This is a genomic window from Candidatus Cloacimonadota bacterium, assembly GCA_012522635.1.
Classification (GTDB): domain Bacteria; phylum Cloacimonadota; class Cloacimonadia; order Cloacimonadales; family Cloacimonadaceae; genus Syntrophosphaera.
Genome location: JAAYKA010000108.1, coordinates 1 through 18,234, shown reverse-complemented (window position 1 = coordinate 18,234; position 18,234 = coordinate 1). Strand labels below are relative to the sequence as shown.

The window sequence follows — 18,234 nt, the reverse complement described above, 5'->3', positions numbered from 1 at the left end:
GAGTTGAAGCAATAGAAATCCGCGCCGTTATCTGCCACGTTGATAAAGGCTTCCACATCACGATAGAGCTCATAAACGCGGAAAGGATTGGCAAAAGGCTCGAAGACCAGCTTGTTCAGCTCTTCTTCGGTGACATTTTCAGCACGGTTGCGCTGGGTCATGAGCGCGGCGCCCATGGCGATGGCAAGATGCTTGTCCGCAAGTTTGAGCACGGGCGGAAGAACAGAGTCCTTCATCAGCCAAACCAAAGCTTTGGGGAAAGCGCAGCGGTTCACATAATTTCCCAACAGGGAACGGTCCAGCAGGGCGCGTCCGTTCTGGTTGCGGGCGTCCTGGCCAACCGGAACCCTTTTGCCATCGAGGTCTATCACCGCGTGGTTCATCACTGCCAAGGCGTATTTCCAGTCTGGATGATCGGGTGGACGGCTGTCTGTTTTATCGAACAGGGTGGGTTCCCAAACACGGCAGAGCTTGTTTTCCAGGTCAATCTGGAAGGCGTCGTCATGAAGCACCACTTTGGAAACGCCCTTGGGCATGGTGCCAGCGTTGTCGTGGCTGTTTGTGTGGGAAGATTTGCCGGTTCCGGAAAGTCCGTAGAAGGCGATGGAGCGCTTGCCAAGTTCGTGGTATTTGGGATCTTCGCAGGTGCTGAAATCCAGTTCCTTGATGCCACCATGACAGGCTGCCATGCCGATACGGATACCGGAGGTCCAAGCCATGGTGAGCGTGCCTTTTTTGCGTTCGCCAAAATAGCGCATGCCGAGGTTCACAATCACGTTGTGTTTTTCGTCCACCAAGGCAAGCTGGGGCGCGCCAACGTTGTTGTAGAAGGGATCGTCTTCCTTGTTCCATTCGTTGAAGGCGATGAGAATGATGTCCTGGATGGGCAGCTTGGGGCTATTTTCATATTGTTCGCGAAGCTGCTCATAGGGCGCGAAGTTCAAAAGCCAGTTATAGACGTTGTTCACGTCGCTTTCGGTGGTGATGAAAGTGGCTTTGATCATCAGATCTTTATCCATGCCCAAAATCGCTTCAGCCTTCACCAGAGGATAATGTTGCATTTGCCAGATGGCTTCACGCAGGTCACCTTCCACCTTGTTCTTTTTACTGGCATCCAGGCGGTTGTAAAAACGTCGCGCTTTGGCTGTGCGGCCAATAATGTTGCCGTGACAATCGTCCAAAACCTTGGCGTCGGCGGGAAGATTGTGCAATTTCACAAATTCCGGATAGACAGGGAGGTCAGTAATGTTCACGCCGGGTTGTTTTTTTGCCATTTCATAGGCTTCCCGGATGTCGATTTTGCGAACATTGTGGGTGTTCATCAAAGTCTCCGCAATCGCGCGGATGGGAGACATTTCACTAAAACTGCCGTAATACTCGGCACTGCTTTTGCTGGCCATGGTTCCTCCATTTTGGCATTTATTTTTTGTTTCTATTTAATAATTCTGATGCTGGAGCTTAGATTATTCCCATCTCTTTTCCGATAACGCGGAATTTTTCCAAGGCAAAATCAAGCTGCGCGTTGGTGTGGGTCGCCATAAATGAACAGCGGATGAGACATGAATTCGGCGGCACGGCGGGTGGAATGACAGGATTGATGAACACGCCTTCATCGCCCAGACGTTTCCACATATTGAAGGCGACCATCATTTCGCCCACATGCAGCGGAATCACGGGTGTGCAGGAATCTCCGGTGTTGTAACCCATATTTTTGAATTCGCGCAACATGTAATGCGTGATTTCCCAAAGCCTTGCAAGCCTTTCGGGTTCTTCTTCCATAATCTTGAGAGCTGCCAAAACGCTGGCAGTGGAAGCTGGAGGCATGGAAGCTGAAAAGATGAGGGCACGGGATTTATGCTTGAGATAGTGGATGATATCCTCATCGGCGGCAATGAAACCGCCCACGGAGGCCAAAGATTTGCTGAAGGTGCCCATGATGAGCCCCGTCTGCTTTATGAGCCCAAAATGCTCCACAGAGCCAGCGCCCTTTTTACCCATCACGCCAAGCGAATGAGCTTCATCCACCATCAGGCTGGCATTATACTTTTCGGCAAGCTCCACAATCTCGGGGAGCTTGGCAATGTCGCCTTCCATGGAAAAAATGCCGTCCACGATGATGAGGCTATTTTTTCCTTCAATCTTTTGGAGCGCGCGTTCCAAGGAAGCCATGTCGTTGTGGTTAAAACGCAGCATCGTGCCCGGGGAAAGCAGGCAGCCATCGATGATGGAGGCATGATCGAATTTATCCGTAATCATGTATTCATCTTTGTTCACGATGGCGGAAATGCAGCCCAGGTTTGCCTGGTAGCCAGTTGGAAAAGCCAGGGCGGCATCTTTGCCAACCAGGCGCGCCAGCTCTTCCTCAAGCTGGATATGGATATCCAAAGTTCCGTTCAAAAACCGGGATCCGGCGCAGCCAGTGCCATATTTTTTCAGGGCGGCGATGGCGGCTTCTTTCACCTTGGGGTGGTTCGTGAGCCCCAAATAGCTGTTTGAGCCCATCATCAACATCTTTTGTCCGTTGCAGATTACCTCGGTATCCTGCTCGGAGGATATTTCCCTAAAATATGGGTAAAAGCCAGCCGCAACCGCGCGTTTGGCGTCTTGATAAGAGTAACATTTATCAAAAAGACTCATTTATTACCTCAAGTCAGATTATACGAAATTCTTTTAAGTTTTTGTGTAGCGCCGAAACCAGGCTAAACACCATGTGTACCAAGGGTACAGAGATCAACATCCAGATCACACCACCAAAATAGCTACCCGCCAAAACTGTCAAGATAACAAGGAAGGGATGCATTTTCATGGTTTTGCCGATGATGGCAGGATAGACCACATAGTTGTCCACGAACTGAACCCCAAGCATTCCAATTCCCATCCAGATTATATTTACGGGCGGCAAACCGCTCACGATGATGACCAACGCTGCGATAATTCCGCCCAGCCAGGGTCCGATGTAGGGAATCACATTTGTGAGGCCGGCAATGATGCCAACCACAATGGCATAGGGAACTCCCAAAACGCTGAGTGTGATGGAAGACATCGCCCCCACCGCCAGCATTTCCAAAAGCACGGCGCGCAGATAGTTACCCACGCTTTCGTCCACTTTTCGCATCAGGATGATGCTGATTTCAAAATATTTGTTGGGAATGAGAGACATCAAACCGCGGCGGATTCTTTTTTTGTCGCTAATCAGGAAAAAACCGAACATTGGAATCATAAAAATCATCGCCAAGGCTCCCAAAATGGGTTGGTAGTTTGAAACAAGCATCTGGGGAAAATCCCCCACTCTGGCGACAATTTGCTCCAGTAAATGGTCGAATTTGTCTGAAAGCTCAATCTGGGGTACGCGGTGGTTTAAATTTGTCACAATATCCCGCAGTGGTCTCACAATGGGCAGGTCTTTGATTAATTCCAGCGGCGCCTGGTCTGTTTGGCTCAGAAGTGCTAAAAACTGGTTGGCTTCCTTGATGACTTTTGGCGCGTAAACCCCTATCGCCAAGGTCAATAACCCCGCGACCACAATATAAACTATGATCACACTCAACCAGCGCGGAACTTTTTTATGCTCCATCCAAGTGACTGCTGGATCAAGCAAATAAGCCAGAACCATCGCCAAAAGAAGGCGCGTGATCAAGGAACTGTAGAAAAACAGTCCCAAGACAACCACTGCCAAAATCAAAATGTTAAATATGAGCTTGGGCCAGTTCATCTTTTATGCAAGACCTCTTTTTTCACACAAAGGGAAGCAAGATATTCGCAACAGGCTCGCATGACTTTCACGCCCAGCGCGGTGTCCCGTTTGCAAAGATCATGCAAATCGCTCACTGGCAAGGCTAAAAGCTTGAGGTCGGTGGCAGCTTTTGCACTGGCGTGGCGTTTTTGGGTGTCGAAGTGATCAAAGATGCCAACAAACTCAGGTGGCTCGAAACGAACTGGTTCCGTATCTGCCTGCGGATAGGTGAGTTCCATTTCACCAGACTCGACGAAGTAAATCACTTCCGCCGGATGGCCAGCTTCGAAGATAAGGTCTCCAGCTTTGTATTCACGACTGTGCAGAAGTTCACCCACCATGCGCCTTTGATGGGAATCCAGGTCTTTGAACAAACTGTATTTCAGCAATTCTTTGTGGTTGTCTTTCGCCGCAAAAAATGCTTTGAGCCAAGACGGGAATAAAGATGCCAAGTTCTTCTCCTTCATTGTGTTATCAGAGGTACAAAGGTGCAGCCACCATGTTGGGTAATCTCAAAGTCATCGGATTTGCGCCGCACTTTATTCAAAATCTGATAGTATCCCTGTCCCACAGGAATCACAAGTATGCCACCATCTTTGAGCTGTTCCCGCAGACGGGACGGTATTTCCGAGGCGGCCGCGCTCACGACGATTTTGTCGAATTCGGAAAAGGGTGGAAAAGCCTTTTGCCAGCCCTGCGCGCCGTCTCCAATGCGAAAATGGATGTTTTTATAGCCCTGTTCGCGGAGGCTGGTCTGAGCTTTTAAAGACAGTTCCTCCAGCCTTTCGATGGTGCAAACTTCGTGGACAAGTTCCGCCAAAAGGGCGCTCTGATAGCCGCTGCCGGTGCCAATTTCCATAACAATATCGGTTTCCTGAAGCTCCAAAAATTGGAGCATGATGGCAATCATCAAAGGTTGGGAAATGGTTTGGGCATGTTCGATGGGAAGGGGTTGGTTGCGATAGGCGTAATCCGCGTATTGAGGTAAAACGTAGGCTTCACGGGGAACTTTGGCAAAAGCCGCCAAAACCCGTTGATCGGTGATTCCAGACCTGGCGAGGTCTTTCACCAGAAGCTCGCGCTGGTCCTCAAACCGCATCCAGCGCCTCCAACATCAATAATGAATTGCTTTCCAGCCATTCCAAAATGGCAGGGAAGGCTTCTCCACTCGTGAGAGTGATGCCCAAAGGTGTGATGGAAACAAAGTTGTTCTCAATCGCTTCGGCATCCGTGCCTTTTTGGATTTCCCAATCTGGCATGTCTCCCCCAATGCGGTAGATAAAGCCGTCGTCCAGCTCTTCCACCACGCTCACAAAGTTGTAATATTTGCGGTGTCCTGTGGTGGTGAGCCTCACGCCACGGATTTCGTTGGGCGTGGCGTTTGGAAAATTTATATTCAATATGCCGCGTTCGGGGATGAGTTCGTCCACTCCAAGTTCCAGCAGACGGACCATCCAGCTTGCCGCGGTGTCAAAATTTTGTCCTTGATATGAGTTTATGGAAACGGCAATCGCTCTGTAGCCAAAAAGGCTGGCTTCCAGTGCCGCCGCAACGGTTCCGGAATAAAGTACGTCCTCACCCATATTCTGCCCCCGGTTTATGCCAGAAATCACCAGGTCGGGCGGATCATTCAAAATTTTTTGGGTTGCCAAAACAACGCAATCAACAGGGGTTCCGTCCACGCTGTATTCATTTTCAGAAAGTTGTTTGAGCCTTAAATCTTTGCGCAGGGTGATGGAATGGGAAGCGGCACTGCGTTCACTATCTGGTGCCACAGTAATCAATTCATGCCCAGCGTTTTCAAGATGCTTGGCCAGTGTCTTGATGCCGAGAGCTGTAATCCCGTCATCATTGGTCAACATTATTTTCATTCACAATTCTCCATTTTAGTTGTACATCAATACACGTATATATATAGGATAATCAAAATTATGATTGCCATAACGATGAAAGGCCAATATTCGGCCAAAAAAGTCCATATATTCCGTCTGTGGCGTCGTTTACGCCTCAATTTGCCGTAGCTTTCTTGCGAAGCTTTTTTTAGGCTTATCCGGTTGCGGGCTGCTCCTCTTGTTTCACTATAGGCTTTCCCGGCTTCCGTAAGCCATTTTACCTTGCCATCACCCATTCTGTAAGGACGGTATCCCAAGTCCAAATAGTGCTTTTTATGATTCTCTGGAATATTCGTCAAGCTTGCAGGAACCAACTCCTCGACGATTAAGAAGCGTTTCTTTCTCATATGGCATCCTTTAAAAACTACCTATTTTTTTTCAAATAATTCTGTCAAGCACTATCTGAGCTTGGGGCTCGTGTTTTGGCAAGATTTCAGTTCGCAGATACTTCCATTCAGGTCAGGCGCCTTTGCTGAACCGGGCTGGAATCCATGGATAAACCTTGATAAACTGTGGCTTTGAAAAAGAAATCTGTGTTTTAGGATTGAAAATTGCGAGCCAATGGCACAGGAATACATTTTGGAGAAAGAATTTAATGCACACCAAATCAAAGCTGATCCTTTTAACCACTCTTGTGATGCTGGCTTTGGCGCCAATACTGCTTTGCGCGCATCATACCCTTCCTGGGGATCTTGCTAAAAACGAAACACGCTTTTCTGTGACCCCGCCTCCCAGCGGACCTGTGCGTCCCATTGCGGAATTCGAGCCCGCCTCCCACGTTTTGATCTGCTATCCTCTGGGCATCCCACTTTCTCTGGTGGTACAGCTTTCAAACACCGCCCAGGTAATCTGCCTGGTTTCCTCTAATTCCGCGCAAAACAGCGCTACGAACGCTTTCAACAATGCCGGAGTGAATATGGCAAACCTGTCGTTTTTGGTTACTCCCACGGATTCCTACTGGACTCGGGATTATTCGCCCTGGTTCATTTTTGACGGTGATGGCCAATTCGGCGCAGTGGATTTTCGTTATAACCGGCCTCGACCCAATGATAATAATGTTGGCCAAATCCTTGCCAACCATCTGGATATGCCATATTATGGAATGAACATCACCCAAACTGGTGGAAATTTCATGACTGATGGCATCAATACCGCCGCGCAAACCACCATCGCCTATACCGAAAACAGCTCCCTGGGTCAGAATCAAGTGAACGAATCGATGCTGAACTATATGGGTATCACAAATTACCATGTGGTGCCGGATCCGAACAACACCTACATCGATCACATCGACTGCTGGGGAAAATTCCTGGCTCCAGACAAAATCCTGATCCGTAGCGTTCCCAGCAGCCACGCGCAGTATAACGCCATCGAGCAAACCGCCGCTTATTTTGCCTCCCAAAACTGCGCCTGGGGGTATCCTTACAAGGTTTATCGTGTTAATACTCCCCAAAATCAGCCCTATTCAAATTCCCTCATTTTGAACAAACGCGTGTTTGTGCCCACAATGAATAACAGCACCCACGACAACGCGGCGCTCCAGGTTTATCGTGATGCCATGCCGGGCTATGAAGTGATCGGAATTCCCTCTGGATCCGAGCCCTGGCAATCCACGGACGCCCTGCACTGCCGCACCCACGAAATCCCGGACCGCCAGATGCTTCATATCAGCCACCAGCCCCTGCATGGTGAATATGGTCACAGCGCGTGGTGGCCCTTCAGCGCGACTGTTACAGCCCACAGCGGTCAACCAGTTTATGCGGATTCGGTTTTTATCCGTTATAAAGTGAATCAGGGAAATTGGCAAACTCAGATTTTGGAACACATGTGGGACAATGAATATGGCGCCACGCTTACGGGATTTTCCCCGGGTGACACGATTAGATATTATATCCACGCGGCTGATCAATCCGGTCGCAGTGCGGATCAACCCATCTTTGCTGAACTTGACCCCCACATTTTTTCCTATGCCGCCGATACGGAGCCACCAACCATAATCCACAATCCTCCCACTTCCATTGCCAGCGGCCAACACTGGTTTTCAGCCACGATAACAGATAATATCGGCATCAGCACCGTGTTTCTGCATTATCGCACCGATGAGGGCGAAACCCACAGCATTCCGATGATGAGCAATCCTGAAGCTCCGCCAGATTATTGGTGGGTGGAAATTGATCTGGAGTTCAAACCCGGCGACCAGTATTTTTACTATCAGATCGAAGCTTGGGATAATGCCTCGCCTCATAACATTGCATACTATCCTTTTCCGGGTGAATGGATCAATGTTCCCATCGAGCCTGTCAGCATATACGACGATATTATCCCAGAAGTCCAAACTTCAACTTTGCATGTTTTTCCCAACCCCTTTGTTAACGGGCTATCTGACTATTTAACAATAGAATACAGGGGAAACGTGAAAAAGGGATTATTGTTGAATATATTCAACAATAAAGGTCAATTAGTCTATCAAGAAAACTGTCCGGGCTCACAAGCAAACGGGGTTCGCTTTGTGTGGAATAGAATCAACAGTAAAAGAGAAAAAGTGCCCAATGGCGTTTATTTTCTGCGGGTCAGCGATGGAGATAACGCCTTGACCAGCAAAGTGTTAATCCTGAATTAAAGCACTGTGGAATGATTTCAACAGCAAAAAAATGGAAAATAACGAAAAAAACTCTTGACAAAAAAACCGGCTCCTATATCTATGAATTTAGCCTACAGACCCTACATAGAATGCCCTCCGAGCAGTGGGGATGCCGCCCGGCATTCCCCACTGTTTTTTTTATCCCAAAAATTGGAGTGTTTATGAGAAAGATAATCCTCTTTTTTATCCTGCTGCTCAGCGTGATTTGCCTGAACGCAAACAGCCGCGCAGTGGCGCGCATCGACAATCCCAGCCCTCAGGACTTGAATCGCTTTCTGACCTGCGACGCCGACATCGCATCCTATAAACCCGGCCAATACTTGGATTTGGTTCTCGACAGCGCTGAATTCCAAGAACTTTTAAAAGACTATCCTCAGCTCCACATCACCCAAACAGAGGAACAGCTGAAACAAAACCTTCAGCCAGACAGGGATATCCCCGGCTATCGCAGCTACACACAGATGACTTCCGAGCTGATGCAAATCCAGGCGCTATACCCCAATTTGGTGCAGGTTCTGGATATTGGCAGCAGTTGGGGCGCCTTGTACAGCGCGCAGGGTTTTGACTTCTACAACAATTTCAACCATCAAATCTGGGCGGTTAAACTCACGGCTAACGTTTATGAGGAAGCGGATAAACCCGCCTTCTATTTTGTGGGCGAACATCACGCGCGCGAACCTATCTCCACAGAAGCCTGCATGGGCATTCTCATCCATCTCACTGAAAATTACGGCTTTGATCCAGTTGTGACCGAAATCCTGGACAGCACCGAAATCTGGATTGTCCCGCTGCTCAATCCCGATGGTCATAAAATCGTACTCCAGCAAACTGATGTTTGGTGGCGCAAAAACCTGCGTGACAACAACAATAACCACAGTTTCGACAACCAGGATTACGGCTATGGCGTCGATGGGGTTGATTTGAACCGAAACTATAGCTGGCACTGGGGTTACGCCAGCGGCACGGACGATTTTAACTCTCCCGTTCATCACGGACCCAATCCCTTTTCCGAGCCCGAAGTGCAAGCTTTTAAAGAGCTGCTGCTTTCAAAACGCTTTCTGGCCGGCATCAGCTATCACACCTACGGGCAATATGTTCTGTACCCCTATGGCTACGTGGAAGGAATTGCCGCTCCCGATCAAACTGAGATTGTGGCTTTGGCAAACCAACTGGCCTCGTTCATGCCCGCCGAGGGTGGCGGATTCTATAATGCCATGCCATCCTGGCAGTTATATCCCACCAGCGGAGGTTCAGACGATTGGATTTACGGTGAAACCGGCGCTTTTTCCTACACCGTGGAAATGAGCACCCAGTTCATTCCACCTGCCTCCCAGATTCCGCAAATCGTACAACAGCAGGTGAATGCTGCCGTGGCGCTGCTGCTAAGAAAAGACCGCAAAATTCTGACAGGGACAATTACCGATGCTGAAAGTGGCGAACCTTTGGCTGCCACCATCTTGGTGGACGGCATCGATGACCAGGCTGTTTACAGAAAACCAATCGTTTCAGATGCCCAAACCGGCCGCTACCACTACCTCCTGCCCGCTGGAAGCCATCGGGTCCATTTCATCCTCCCAGGCTGGGAATCGCAAAGCCTCGACGTCCTCATCTCCGAAAACGAGCCCACTTTGATGGATGTGGCCCTGATTCCCGCTCAAACCGTGGAACTCAGCATCCTGACACAGGACGACTTTTTTGACCCTCTTCCCTTTGCCACCGTCATTTTCGAAGACTTGGAAAACTGGGTGTTCACCTCTGATTTCGATGGTTATATCCATATTCCAGATTTCCACCCAGGCACCTACCGCCTCCAGGCAAGCAAACCCGGCTTTGAAAACCTGCGCCTCCAACGCGAAATCCAGGGTGGAACCATCACGCTGCGCCTCACTGAGGAAGCCGTCTTCCATGATGGATTCGAATATAATCTTAACAACTGGGTCACCACCGGGAGCTGGAACAGAACCAACTCCACTTCCTACAACGACAGTTTTTGCCTCACGGACAGCCCCAACGGAAACTATCAAACTGATCAAAACACAAGCTGCCGCCTGGCTTACCCCTTCAACCTTCAAGGCGTGCAAAACGCGGACCTGCAATTTTGGCTGAAACGCTCGCTGGCTCTGGATGGAGACAACCTCATTGTGGAAGCATCAAGATATGGCACGGACTGGACTGTTTTGGGCTTTTACGAAGGTTCCGCCGGATGGGAACTACAATCCTACAGCCTCAACAGCTTCCTGGGAGACCAGCTTTATATTCGCTTCCGCCTTTACACCACCGGTTTTAGCAGTGCTGATGGCGTGTATATTGATGATGTGAAGCTCTTTGCAAACGGAGATGTCACCTCCAACAATGATTTCTTGAACCCTCCCGCGCGGCTTTCCCTGACGGCTGTGCCGAATCCTTTTTCCACTTCCTGCACTTTTTTCATCAAAAACGAAGCGGCAACCCCGAGCGCCACTCTTTCCATATATAATGTACGTGGTCAAAAAGTTTGGGATTTCACTTTGGAAAACCTGGCAAAAGGTGAACACGAACTTGGCTGGGATGGCTGTGACAACAATGGACGCAAACTCCCCAATGGATTGTATTTTACCCGTTTTAACGGTTCGAACAGCAGCCAAGCCACGTCAAAAATCATCCTGCTGAAATAGCCCCCTTTCCTGAGGGAAAATCTCGCCGGATTTGTCTCCGAAATGAAGCCCAGACCAAAATTGACCAACATGGAATGGTTCTTGCATCTGGTGAGGCGTGGCCATGATGGCGGAAACCGTTTACGCCTGTGTGACACACAAGAATCCAACGAGGAAATTGATGACAGTATTGATAGTTGCGACAATGCTGCTGGTGGGATTTTGGATCCATGAATACTGGCGGCATCAACGCAACGTAAAAGCAATCCCTATCCGCATCCACGTAAACGGAACCCGCGGAAAATCGAGCGTAACCCGGCTCATTGCGGCTGGGCTTCGCGCTGGCAACAAAAAAACGGTGGCAAAAATCACCGGAACCATGCCGCGCGTAGTGCTTCCAGACGGAAGGGAAGCTTCCATTATCCGCCTGACAGGGGCAAATATCATCGAACAAAAATACATTTTCCGCCATGCCAAAAGCGAAAATCCGGACGCGATTGTAATCGAATGTATGGCTGTGAACCCCGTTTTTCAATGGATTACCGAACGCAAATTTGTGCGCAGCACCATCAGCGTAATCACAAACTGCCGTGCCGATCATCTTGACCAGATGGGCTCCACAGAGCAGAGCGTAACCATGTCGCTCAGCAACACCATCCCCTCTGGCGGCATCTGTTACACCGCGGAAAACGTGCATTTCGGTCTTTTGAAAAAAGTGGCGGAAAAGCGCGATTGCGAAATCCATCAGATTCGCCCCACAGACATCAGCCAGCAGGAACTGGCCCATTTCCGCTACATCGAACACGCCGAAAACGTACAACTGGCTTTGGCTGTTTGCGCCGAAGCTGGCGTCCCCCGCGATGTGGCTCTGCGCGGAATGCAAAGCGCCAATCCTGATCCGGGTGCCCTGCGCAAATATGTGATCAACGATCGCCGCAAACTGATAACTTTCTACAATGTTTTCGCCGCAAACGACCCCCAATCCACAGCCCACATCATCAATATGGTCACCGGACATCTGAAAAACGTGAGCAAAATCATCATCCTGAACAGCCGCGCGGACCGTCTTTTCCGTTCGCGCCAGCTCGTGGAAGCGGTGGCAGGCCTGGATTTCACCCATCTCTTACTCACGGGTGAGGTACCCGAAAAAGTTGAAGCCTACGCCCTCCAAACCGGCATTCCCCGCAAAAAAGTTGTGGCATTGGGAGAACCGAATCCCGATCAGGTTTATGAAAAAGTGATGGAACTCACGGATGGCGAATCCCACGTTTTAGGCATCGGCAACATCGCCGGAAACATTCAATATGGCGCGCAAATCGTCGCCTATTTCAAACATAAATCCAGAAAGCAAGACGAGGAATTAAAGTGGTTGAAGCAGTAATTCAGGCCGCGGTCGGCCTGGGTGTGATTGTCAGCTTGATTTTCAGTGAATTATTGGGCGCCTCCGCCGGCGGCATTGTTGTGCCTGGTTATTTGGCGCTCTATTTGGATAAACCGATGCAGATTCTGGGCACCCTGCTCGTAAGCCTGCTCACCTGGGCCATCATCCGCTTCATCAGCCAGTTCACCCTGCTTTTTGGCAGGCGGCGCATGGTGTTGAGCATTTTGGTGGGCTTCATTTTGGGTTGGGCAACGCGCGTGCTGGTGATTAAAAACCTCACGGTTTACACCTTCCAGATGCAATCCATCGGCTACATCGTGCCCGGCCTCATCGCCAACTGGTTTGAACGCCAGGGTTTTTTCAAAACCGTCGCCACCATGGGCATCGCCGCCATCGTTGTGCGCCTTGCCCTGATGGTAATTTTTGGCGGGGAGGTCTGATATGTTCCGCCCCTCGCTAAAATCCACCTGGTCGCTCATCGCCCTGCTCATCCTCAGCATCATTCTTTTCGTTTTTGCCCACCGAAGCTATGTGACCATCAAAGCTGACTACTATGACCAAAAAGTGGAAGCCGCCCAATTGATGGTGAGCTGTATGGATACCTTGAGAGCTGAACAGCAAAGGCTTGGCATTCCCTTCGACCCCATCGACGATCCAAACCAAACCGGATTGATTGGAGCCGCGCGCACCACCATCACCACCGATCGCGGCTTGCTTTCGGAAAAACAAATTGCCTTGAATCCAAACCTCGCCGCCGTTTTTGTGGAAGAATTTTCGCGCCAAGGCCTCAAGCCAGGCGATCACATTGCCGTTTCCATCACGGGCTCAAACCCCGCTGTGAACCTCGCGCTCTATGCCGCCATCTCGGTTTTAAAATTGGAACCCACCATCGTGGTTTCGCTCTCCTCCGCGTCCTATGGCGCAAATCTGGAAGAATACACTTGGCTGGATATCGAATCCATTCTCCGGCAAAAAGGCTTGCTGGATTTCGGTTGCAGCCACGCCTCTCTGGGTGGAAAAGATGACCTGGGCGAAGGTTTGTCCGAAAGTGGAATCAATGCCCTGCGCGACGCCATGTCCCGGAACCAGGTGATTCCCATCATCGGCGACAGCTTTGAAGAAAACATCCAAGCCCGCCTGCATGCCTACAACAGCCAGCTTCCCGCCGGAAAACGCTATGGCCTTTTTGTGAATGTGGGACGCGGTTTGGCAAGTGTGGGCAGCATTCCAAACGCGAACCAAATCCGCGAAGGCATGAACCCCAAACTGGCGGAAGAGCTTTTCGAACCTGAAGGTGTGATGATGATTATGGCTCGCGAAGGCGTCCCTGTTTTCAGCATGCAGCATCCACGCCGCTGGATCCGCAGATACAAGCTGGAAGATGGTTCCGGCCGCATTCCCGAACCGGGTGTTGGCCCCGCTTTCAGCGTTAAAAAACACAACGTGACCGTGGCCGCAATCTGTTTTGTCATCCTGGTGGCAGCAATCGTGGCGGTCATCGTTTTCGATCGCAAAGGCCGCAATTTCATGGCCAACATCGTTGACCCCGATGAAGAATTATGATTTTGGAGCATAAATGCGCAAACGTCTAATCCTTGCCTTGGTTTGCGTCGCGATTTTCAGCGCCGCCTTCGCCCAGGTAAAACCCTTGAATTTCGAAAATCCCGGCAACCGGCGTCTGCTGAAATCCGAAGCCGGAAACCACTGGTACTACCGTTCCCTGCCGGAAAAATCCCTGACCCTGAATGTGGATGGAATTTCCACCCTCGTGCTGCGCAGCTTTGGCTTGGAAAGTCATCGCAAACCAAAGGTTTACACCATTGTGAACAAGGAAAAAACCGCCTGGGACCTCAGCCTGCTTGACCAGCAGGATGGCTATTACCATTATCAGGAATTGCAAATCCCCATCCCCGCCGGAACCTCAAGCATCGAAATCCTCTGCTATGAGCGCGACATCTATTTCCGCGCTTTCCACACACCCCAAAAATCGCCCAAGCCAAAACCCGCCAAACTGGCAAACCTGGCTGTGAAAGCGCATGGTGGAACCATCACCATCAGCCACAACGGCACCAACAGCGACTACTACGTTTTCAACCAGTCCCAAAGCCTCAGGTTCACGCTCAACAACGGCCGCAATGCCATCATCTATGTGCGTGCCAGGCTTCTGGACCGCAGCCTGCCGGTTTTCGAGCTTTATCGCAATGGCGAGCTGCTGGAAACCAACGAATTCACCCTGCGTCGCACCACAAAATATCAAGCTGTGGGAGTTGACCACCTCACCACAGGCATGAAGCTGGAGCTTCCCCCAAATTCATCAACAGCCGAGATTGAACTCCGCGCCAAAAGCGATCACATGTTCTTTGCCCGGCCGGTGTTGCAGAAAAAATAATGATGATACAAGAGTTTGAAACCCACGCCCGCCAAAGTGTGGATTCACCCACAGAAAACGGGGCAAACAAGGAAAAGCCAAAGCCGCCCGCCAGCGAAAACCGCGGAAAGGACAAAAAACCTGTCCGTCCGTCTCGAAATATCCTGCCCATCATCATGTGTCTGGCTCTGGCATTGCTTTTGACGCCGCGTCACCTTTCGGCGCAGCTCGAAGTGGATGTTTCTCTGGAAACCTCATACACAGACAACGTTTTCCAGCTTTCGGAATATGACCTCGACCGCTGGGACAACAGCCATCCAAATCTGGATTACGTGAAAACCACTGACGACCTGAAGCTTGGCGCGAGCTTTGATTTGGCATATCCCATCCGCTATCAATGGTGGAAATTCGTCCCCTCGGTCAGCGGCACCATCAGCCAAAACGTCTCCAATCCCGCAAAACAGCGTCAGGACGCGATTTTCCGCCTGCGCGCGGAGCGCTATTATTGGAATCTAACCGCGCTTTACGGCTACTATCCTGAGAATTATGTGCGCAGCTACATCGACTCAGACGGCACCGGAGAACTGGAAGAATTTTCCTATTCCCGCAATCTTTATCGTGCCGACCTGAACATCAAGCCCATCAAAAACACAACTTTGCAACTGCACGGGCGCTATGAACAATATTACTACAACCAATATTGGACCGAGTTCGATGCCAACGCCGCCACTTTTGGAATTGGCGCGCGCTATTCTTTTCCCGCCTTCAGCATGGGAGCCAATTACCGCTTTAGAACCAGCGACAACCATCGCCACGCGGATCGTGACGCCAGCTACAACAGCAATCGCTACGCCGGAGATATCCGCCTCAAAAGCAGCCCTCTGAACAACAAGGAGGGCAGCCCCACTTTCTATCCCCAAATCAGCCTTTCCTACGAAGAGCGTTTTTATCAATCAAACGATTCCTGGTATGGCGGCCGCGTGGATTATATCTACAACACAAACGCCGCTTTAAATTTCGGTTTTGGCAAAAATTGGAAATTAAAACTTGACTACTCTCACGCCTACAGGAATGTAGAGTCGCCTGTGGAAAGTGTGAGACGAGCCAGAATATACAGCGAAAATAAGGTCTCTGCCACAGTCAAATACAGCTTTTAGGTTAACATCATGGAATTCAGAAAAGAAGCCGACGTCAAGAAAATTCGCGAGCTTTTGGAGCTGGCGGAAAACCACAAAATCGAACTCCGTTACTATAAAAACCCCGTCCTGGTTTGGGCGGTTGAAGACGGCACTGCCTACTACACCATCTGGGAAGATGATCTGCTCCAGCGTTTTGGCTTGCAAAACGTGGATGGTTGGGATTTTGAGGAAGATCTGCTCTTCTGTCCGGATTGGATGGATTTGGAAGAGGATGAAGACGATTTTGATGACGACGATGACGATGATGATGATTTGGGGCTGATCTGCGAACTGAAATTCCCCAAGAAGCTCAATAAATAAGCAAGGACCTTGAAATGCGCGCCGCTGTGATCGGAGGAGGCAGTTGGGGCTTGGCTTTGGCGGATTTATTGGCGTCAAACGGGCTCCAGGTTTTAATCTGGGAACACGACCCCTCTTTCTTGGCATCGCTTCAAAAAAGCAATTCCAACCCCCTCCTTTTACCCGATATTGTTTTGCCAGCCTCGGTTTCCTTCACGGGAGATTTTGATGAAGTGGCGGATTTTCAAGCCCCCATCTTCGTTTTGGCAACCCCCACCCAATTTATCCGCTCCACCCTGAAAACCGCGCCCGCCAGGACTTGGAATCCCGACACCCTGAAGGCCATCGTGAACGTTGCCAAAGGCATAGAACAGAACAGCCTGCTCACACCCAGCGGAATCCTGAAAGATATCCTGCCCGGCGCCATTCACGACCGCGTTTGCACCCTTTCCGGTCCCAGCCACGCCGAAGAAGTGGCACGCAAAGTTCCCACTGCGGTGGTGCTTGCTGGAGAAGACGAAAACCGGCGGCGCGAACTGCAACAAATCTTCAGCAACAGCTATTTCCGCGTTTATAGCAGCAGCGACCTCATCGGAGTGGAAATCGGCGGCGCGGTCAAAAACGTCATCTCCATCGCCGCGGGCATCGTTGCCGGACTCGGTTTTGGAGACAACACCATGGGCGCGCTGCTCACCCGGGGCCAGGTGGAAATCCAAAGATTGGGACTGGCTTTGGGCGCGCAAGCCGAAACCTTTCTGGGTCTTTCCGGCATTGGAGACCTCATCACCACTGCCATTTCCCCCCACAGCCGCAACCGCCACGTCGGCTTTGAGATTGGCAAAGGACGCAAACTTGCCGAAATCCAAGCGGAAATGAATATGGTGGCGGAAGGTGTGGTCACCACAAAATCCGTTTACGGTCTCGCCAATTCCCTGCAAGTGGAAATGCCCATCACCGCCCAGGTTTACGCCGCGCTTTATGAGGATAAAGACCCGCGCCAAGCCATCCTGGAACTGATGACGCGGGATCTGAAAGCGGAATAACCCCCATCTAAACACACCCCTCATCCTCGGGATGAGGCACCCAAACCCAGGCTCCATCTGATAAAACGCACTCCATTCTAAAAAGAAATCCACCCGAAAATCAAGCGGAAAAATCCCTCAAATCCTGCCTCTTTCTTGACTGAAGGCGTTAATCAAGTCTTAATCAAGCCTTAATCAAGCCTTAATAATTAAGACTTGATTAAGGCTTGATAACCGCTTGATTAAGACCCTGGGTAAAGAGGGAGCCATGTAACTCATTGATGGGATGACGGTTACTGCAGAAAAAAATTGGAAAAGACCCAGGTGCCCGCTTATTTCCAAGCACAAAAAAACCCCACAGCCTAAGGCCATGGGGTTGCGCTTATGAATGATTTATCTTACAGATAGGGACGTAGTTTGTCCATAATCTTGTCTTTTTGAACCAGGCCGATGACTTGCGCCACCACTTGGCCTTGGTGAAAAACCATCAGGGTGGGGATGGACATAATGGAAAGACGCGTGGCGATGTCCGGAGAAAGGTCGATGTTGCATTTCGCAACCTTCACCTTGCCTTCGGTTTCCTTGGCAATCTTATCCACCGTGGGACCAAGAGCCTTGCAGGGGCCACACCAGGGTGCCCAAAAATCCACCAACACGGGCAGATCAGACTGCATCACTTCGGCTTCAAAATTCTGGCTTGTAATCTCCAGCATGCTTACTCCACAATCGCCAAAATGTCGTCTTTGGCGAGGATGAGCAGCTTTTCGCCCTCAATCTCAACTTCCGTGCCGGAATATTTTCCAAACAGGATTTTGTCTCCAACCTTAACGATTGCCTGCAGGTCTTCATCGGTGCCAACCGCAATCACCTCAGCAATTTGGGGCTTTTCTTTGGCTGTGTCCGGAATGATGATGCCACCAACGGTCTTTTCCTCCGTCGCGGTTTCAGGCTTCACCACCAGATGGTCTTCAATGGGTCTCAGTTTCATTTGGGTTCCTCCATAATGTATTTTGAAAGTCTGCGAATAATATAATTTGCATTGAGCAATTAGCAAACCTCTTTTTCGAGTGCTAAGTTCCTGTCAAG

The 18,234-nt window shown here is 50.2% G+C and carries 18 protein-coding genes; 9 read left to right on the top strand and 9 right to left on the bottom strand.

The annotated features are described in order from the left end of the window. The 7 genes from GX135_05790 to GX135_05760 all read right to left on the bottom strand — a co-directional run. Positions 1-1,400, bottom strand: a 1,400-nt coding sequence (locus GX135_05790) for a phosphoenolpyruvate carboxykinase (ATP) (GenBank protein NLN85596.1), incomplete at its 3' end; no start/stop codon positions are given. Positions 1,401-1,458: 58 nt separating this feature from the next. Continuing rightward, on the bottom strand, positions 1,459-2,637 hold the full coding sequence (locus GX135_05785) for a pyridoxal phosphate-dependent aminotransferase family protein (protein ID NLN85595.1): 1,179 nt from the start codon (positions 2,635-2,637) through the stop codon (positions 1,459-1,461). 13 nt (positions 2,638-2,650) lie between these two features. Beyond that, positions 2,651-3,712 carry an AI-2E family transporter gene (locus GX135_05780; protein ID NLN85594.1) on the bottom strand — a complete coding sequence of 354 codons (1,062 nt, stop codon included), beginning with the start codon at positions 3,710-3,712 and terminating at the stop codon, positions 2,651-2,653. After that, on the bottom strand, positions 3,709-4,185 hold the full coding sequence (locus tag GX135_05775; protein NLN85593.1) for a cyclic nucleotide-binding domain-containing protein: 477 nt from the start codon (positions 4,183-4,185) through the stop codon (positions 3,709-3,711). The genes GX135_05780 and GX135_05775 overlap by 4 nt, the downstream gene beginning before the upstream one ends. Before the next feature lie 11 nt (positions 4,186-4,196). Further along, entirely contained in the window at positions 4,197-4,832 is a 636-nt protein-coding gene (locus GX135_05770) for a protein-L-isoaspartate(D-aspartate) O-methyltransferase (protein ID NLN85592.1), read from the bottom strand. Continuing rightward, a complete protein-coding gene (surE, locus tag GX135_05765; GenBank protein ID NLN85591.1) occupies positions 4,822-5,604 on the bottom strand; it encodes a 5'/3'-nucleotidase SurE in 783 nt (260 codons plus the stop codon). Before surE ends, GX135_05770 begins: the two co-directional genes overlap by 11 nt. A gap of 26 nt (positions 5,605-5,630) precedes the next feature. Next, positions 5,631-5,972, bottom strand: a complete 342-nt coding sequence (locus GX135_05760) for a hypothetical protein (GenBank protein NLN85590.1) — start codon at positions 5,970-5,972, stop codon at positions 5,631-5,633. Between the two features lie 248 nt (positions 5,973-6,220). On the opposite strand from GX135_05760, the gene GX135_05755 reads away from it, so the two are divergent. The 9 genes from GX135_05755 (at position 6,221) to GX135_05715 (ending at position 17,169) form a co-directional block, all read left to right on the top strand. Further along, complete coding sequence (locus tag GX135_05755) at positions 6,221-8,245, top strand: T9SS type A sorting domain-containing protein (protein NLN85589.1); 2,025 nt, start codon at positions 6,221-6,223, stop codon at positions 8,243-8,245. 182 nt (positions 8,246-8,427) lie between these two features. Beyond that, positions 8,428-10,920: a T9SS type A sorting domain-containing protein gene (locus GX135_05750; GenBank protein ID NLN85588.1), complete on the top strand. Its 2,493-nt coding sequence runs from the start codon at positions 8,428-8,430 to the stop codon at positions 10,918-10,920. Between the two features lie 160 nt (positions 10,921-11,080). Continuing rightward, positions 11,081-12,280 carry a poly-gamma-glutamate synthase PgsB gene (pgsB, locus tag GX135_05745; GenBank protein ID NLN85587.1) on the top strand — a complete coding sequence of 400 codons (1,200 nt, stop codon included), beginning with the start codon at positions 11,081-11,083 and terminating at the stop codon, positions 12,278-12,280. Beyond that, complete coding sequence (gene pgsC / locus GX135_05740) at positions 12,265-12,720, top strand: poly-gamma-glutamate biosynthesis protein PgsC (GenBank protein NLN85586.1); 456 nt, start codon at positions 12,265-12,267, stop codon at positions 12,718-12,720. The genes pgsB and pgsC overlap by 16 nt, the downstream gene beginning before the upstream one ends. A 1-nt stretch (position 12,721) precedes the next feature. Further along, positions 12,722-13,843, top strand: coding sequence for a poly-gamma-glutamate system protein (pgsW, locus tag GX135_05735; GenBank protein NLN85585.1), 1,122 nt, complete (start codon positions 12,722-12,724; stop codon positions 13,841-13,843). Between the two features lie 13 nt (positions 13,844-13,856). Continuing rightward, entirely contained in the window at positions 13,857-14,669 is an 813-nt protein-coding gene (locus tag GX135_05730) for a hypothetical protein (GenBank protein NLN85584.1), read from the top strand. Next, complete coding sequence (locus GX135_05725; protein NLN85583.1) at positions 14,669-15,805, top strand: hypothetical protein; 1,137 nt, start codon at positions 14,669-14,671, stop codon at positions 15,803-15,805. The genes GX135_05730 and GX135_05725 overlap by 1 nt, the downstream gene beginning before the upstream one ends. 9 nt (positions 15,806-15,814) lie before the next feature. Next, entirely contained in the window at positions 15,815-16,147 is a 333-nt protein-coding gene (locus GX135_05720) for a hypothetical protein (GenBank protein NLN85582.1), read from the top strand. A gap of 14 nt (positions 16,148-16,161) precedes the next feature. Continuing rightward, positions 16,162-17,169, top strand: coding sequence for an NAD(P)-dependent glycerol-3-phosphate dehydrogenase (locus tag GX135_05715; GenBank protein NLN85581.1), 1,008 nt, complete (start codon positions 16,162-16,164; stop codon positions 17,167-17,169). 377 nt (positions 17,170-17,546) lie between these two features. Here the strand turns inward: GX135_05715 and trxA are convergent, their stop codons facing one another. Both trxA and GX135_05705 read right to left on the bottom strand, forming a co-directional pair. After that, entirely contained in the window at positions 17,547-17,861 is a 315-nt protein-coding gene (gene trxA / locus GX135_05710; protein ID NLN85580.1) for a thioredoxin, read from the bottom strand. A 2-nt stretch (positions 17,862-17,863) separates the two neighbouring features. Beyond that, positions 17,864-18,136, bottom strand: a complete 273-nt coding sequence (locus GX135_05705; GenBank protein ID NLN85579.1) for a co-chaperone GroES — start codon at positions 18,134-18,136, stop codon at positions 17,864-17,866. Positions 18,137-18,234: the final 98 nt, after the last annotated feature.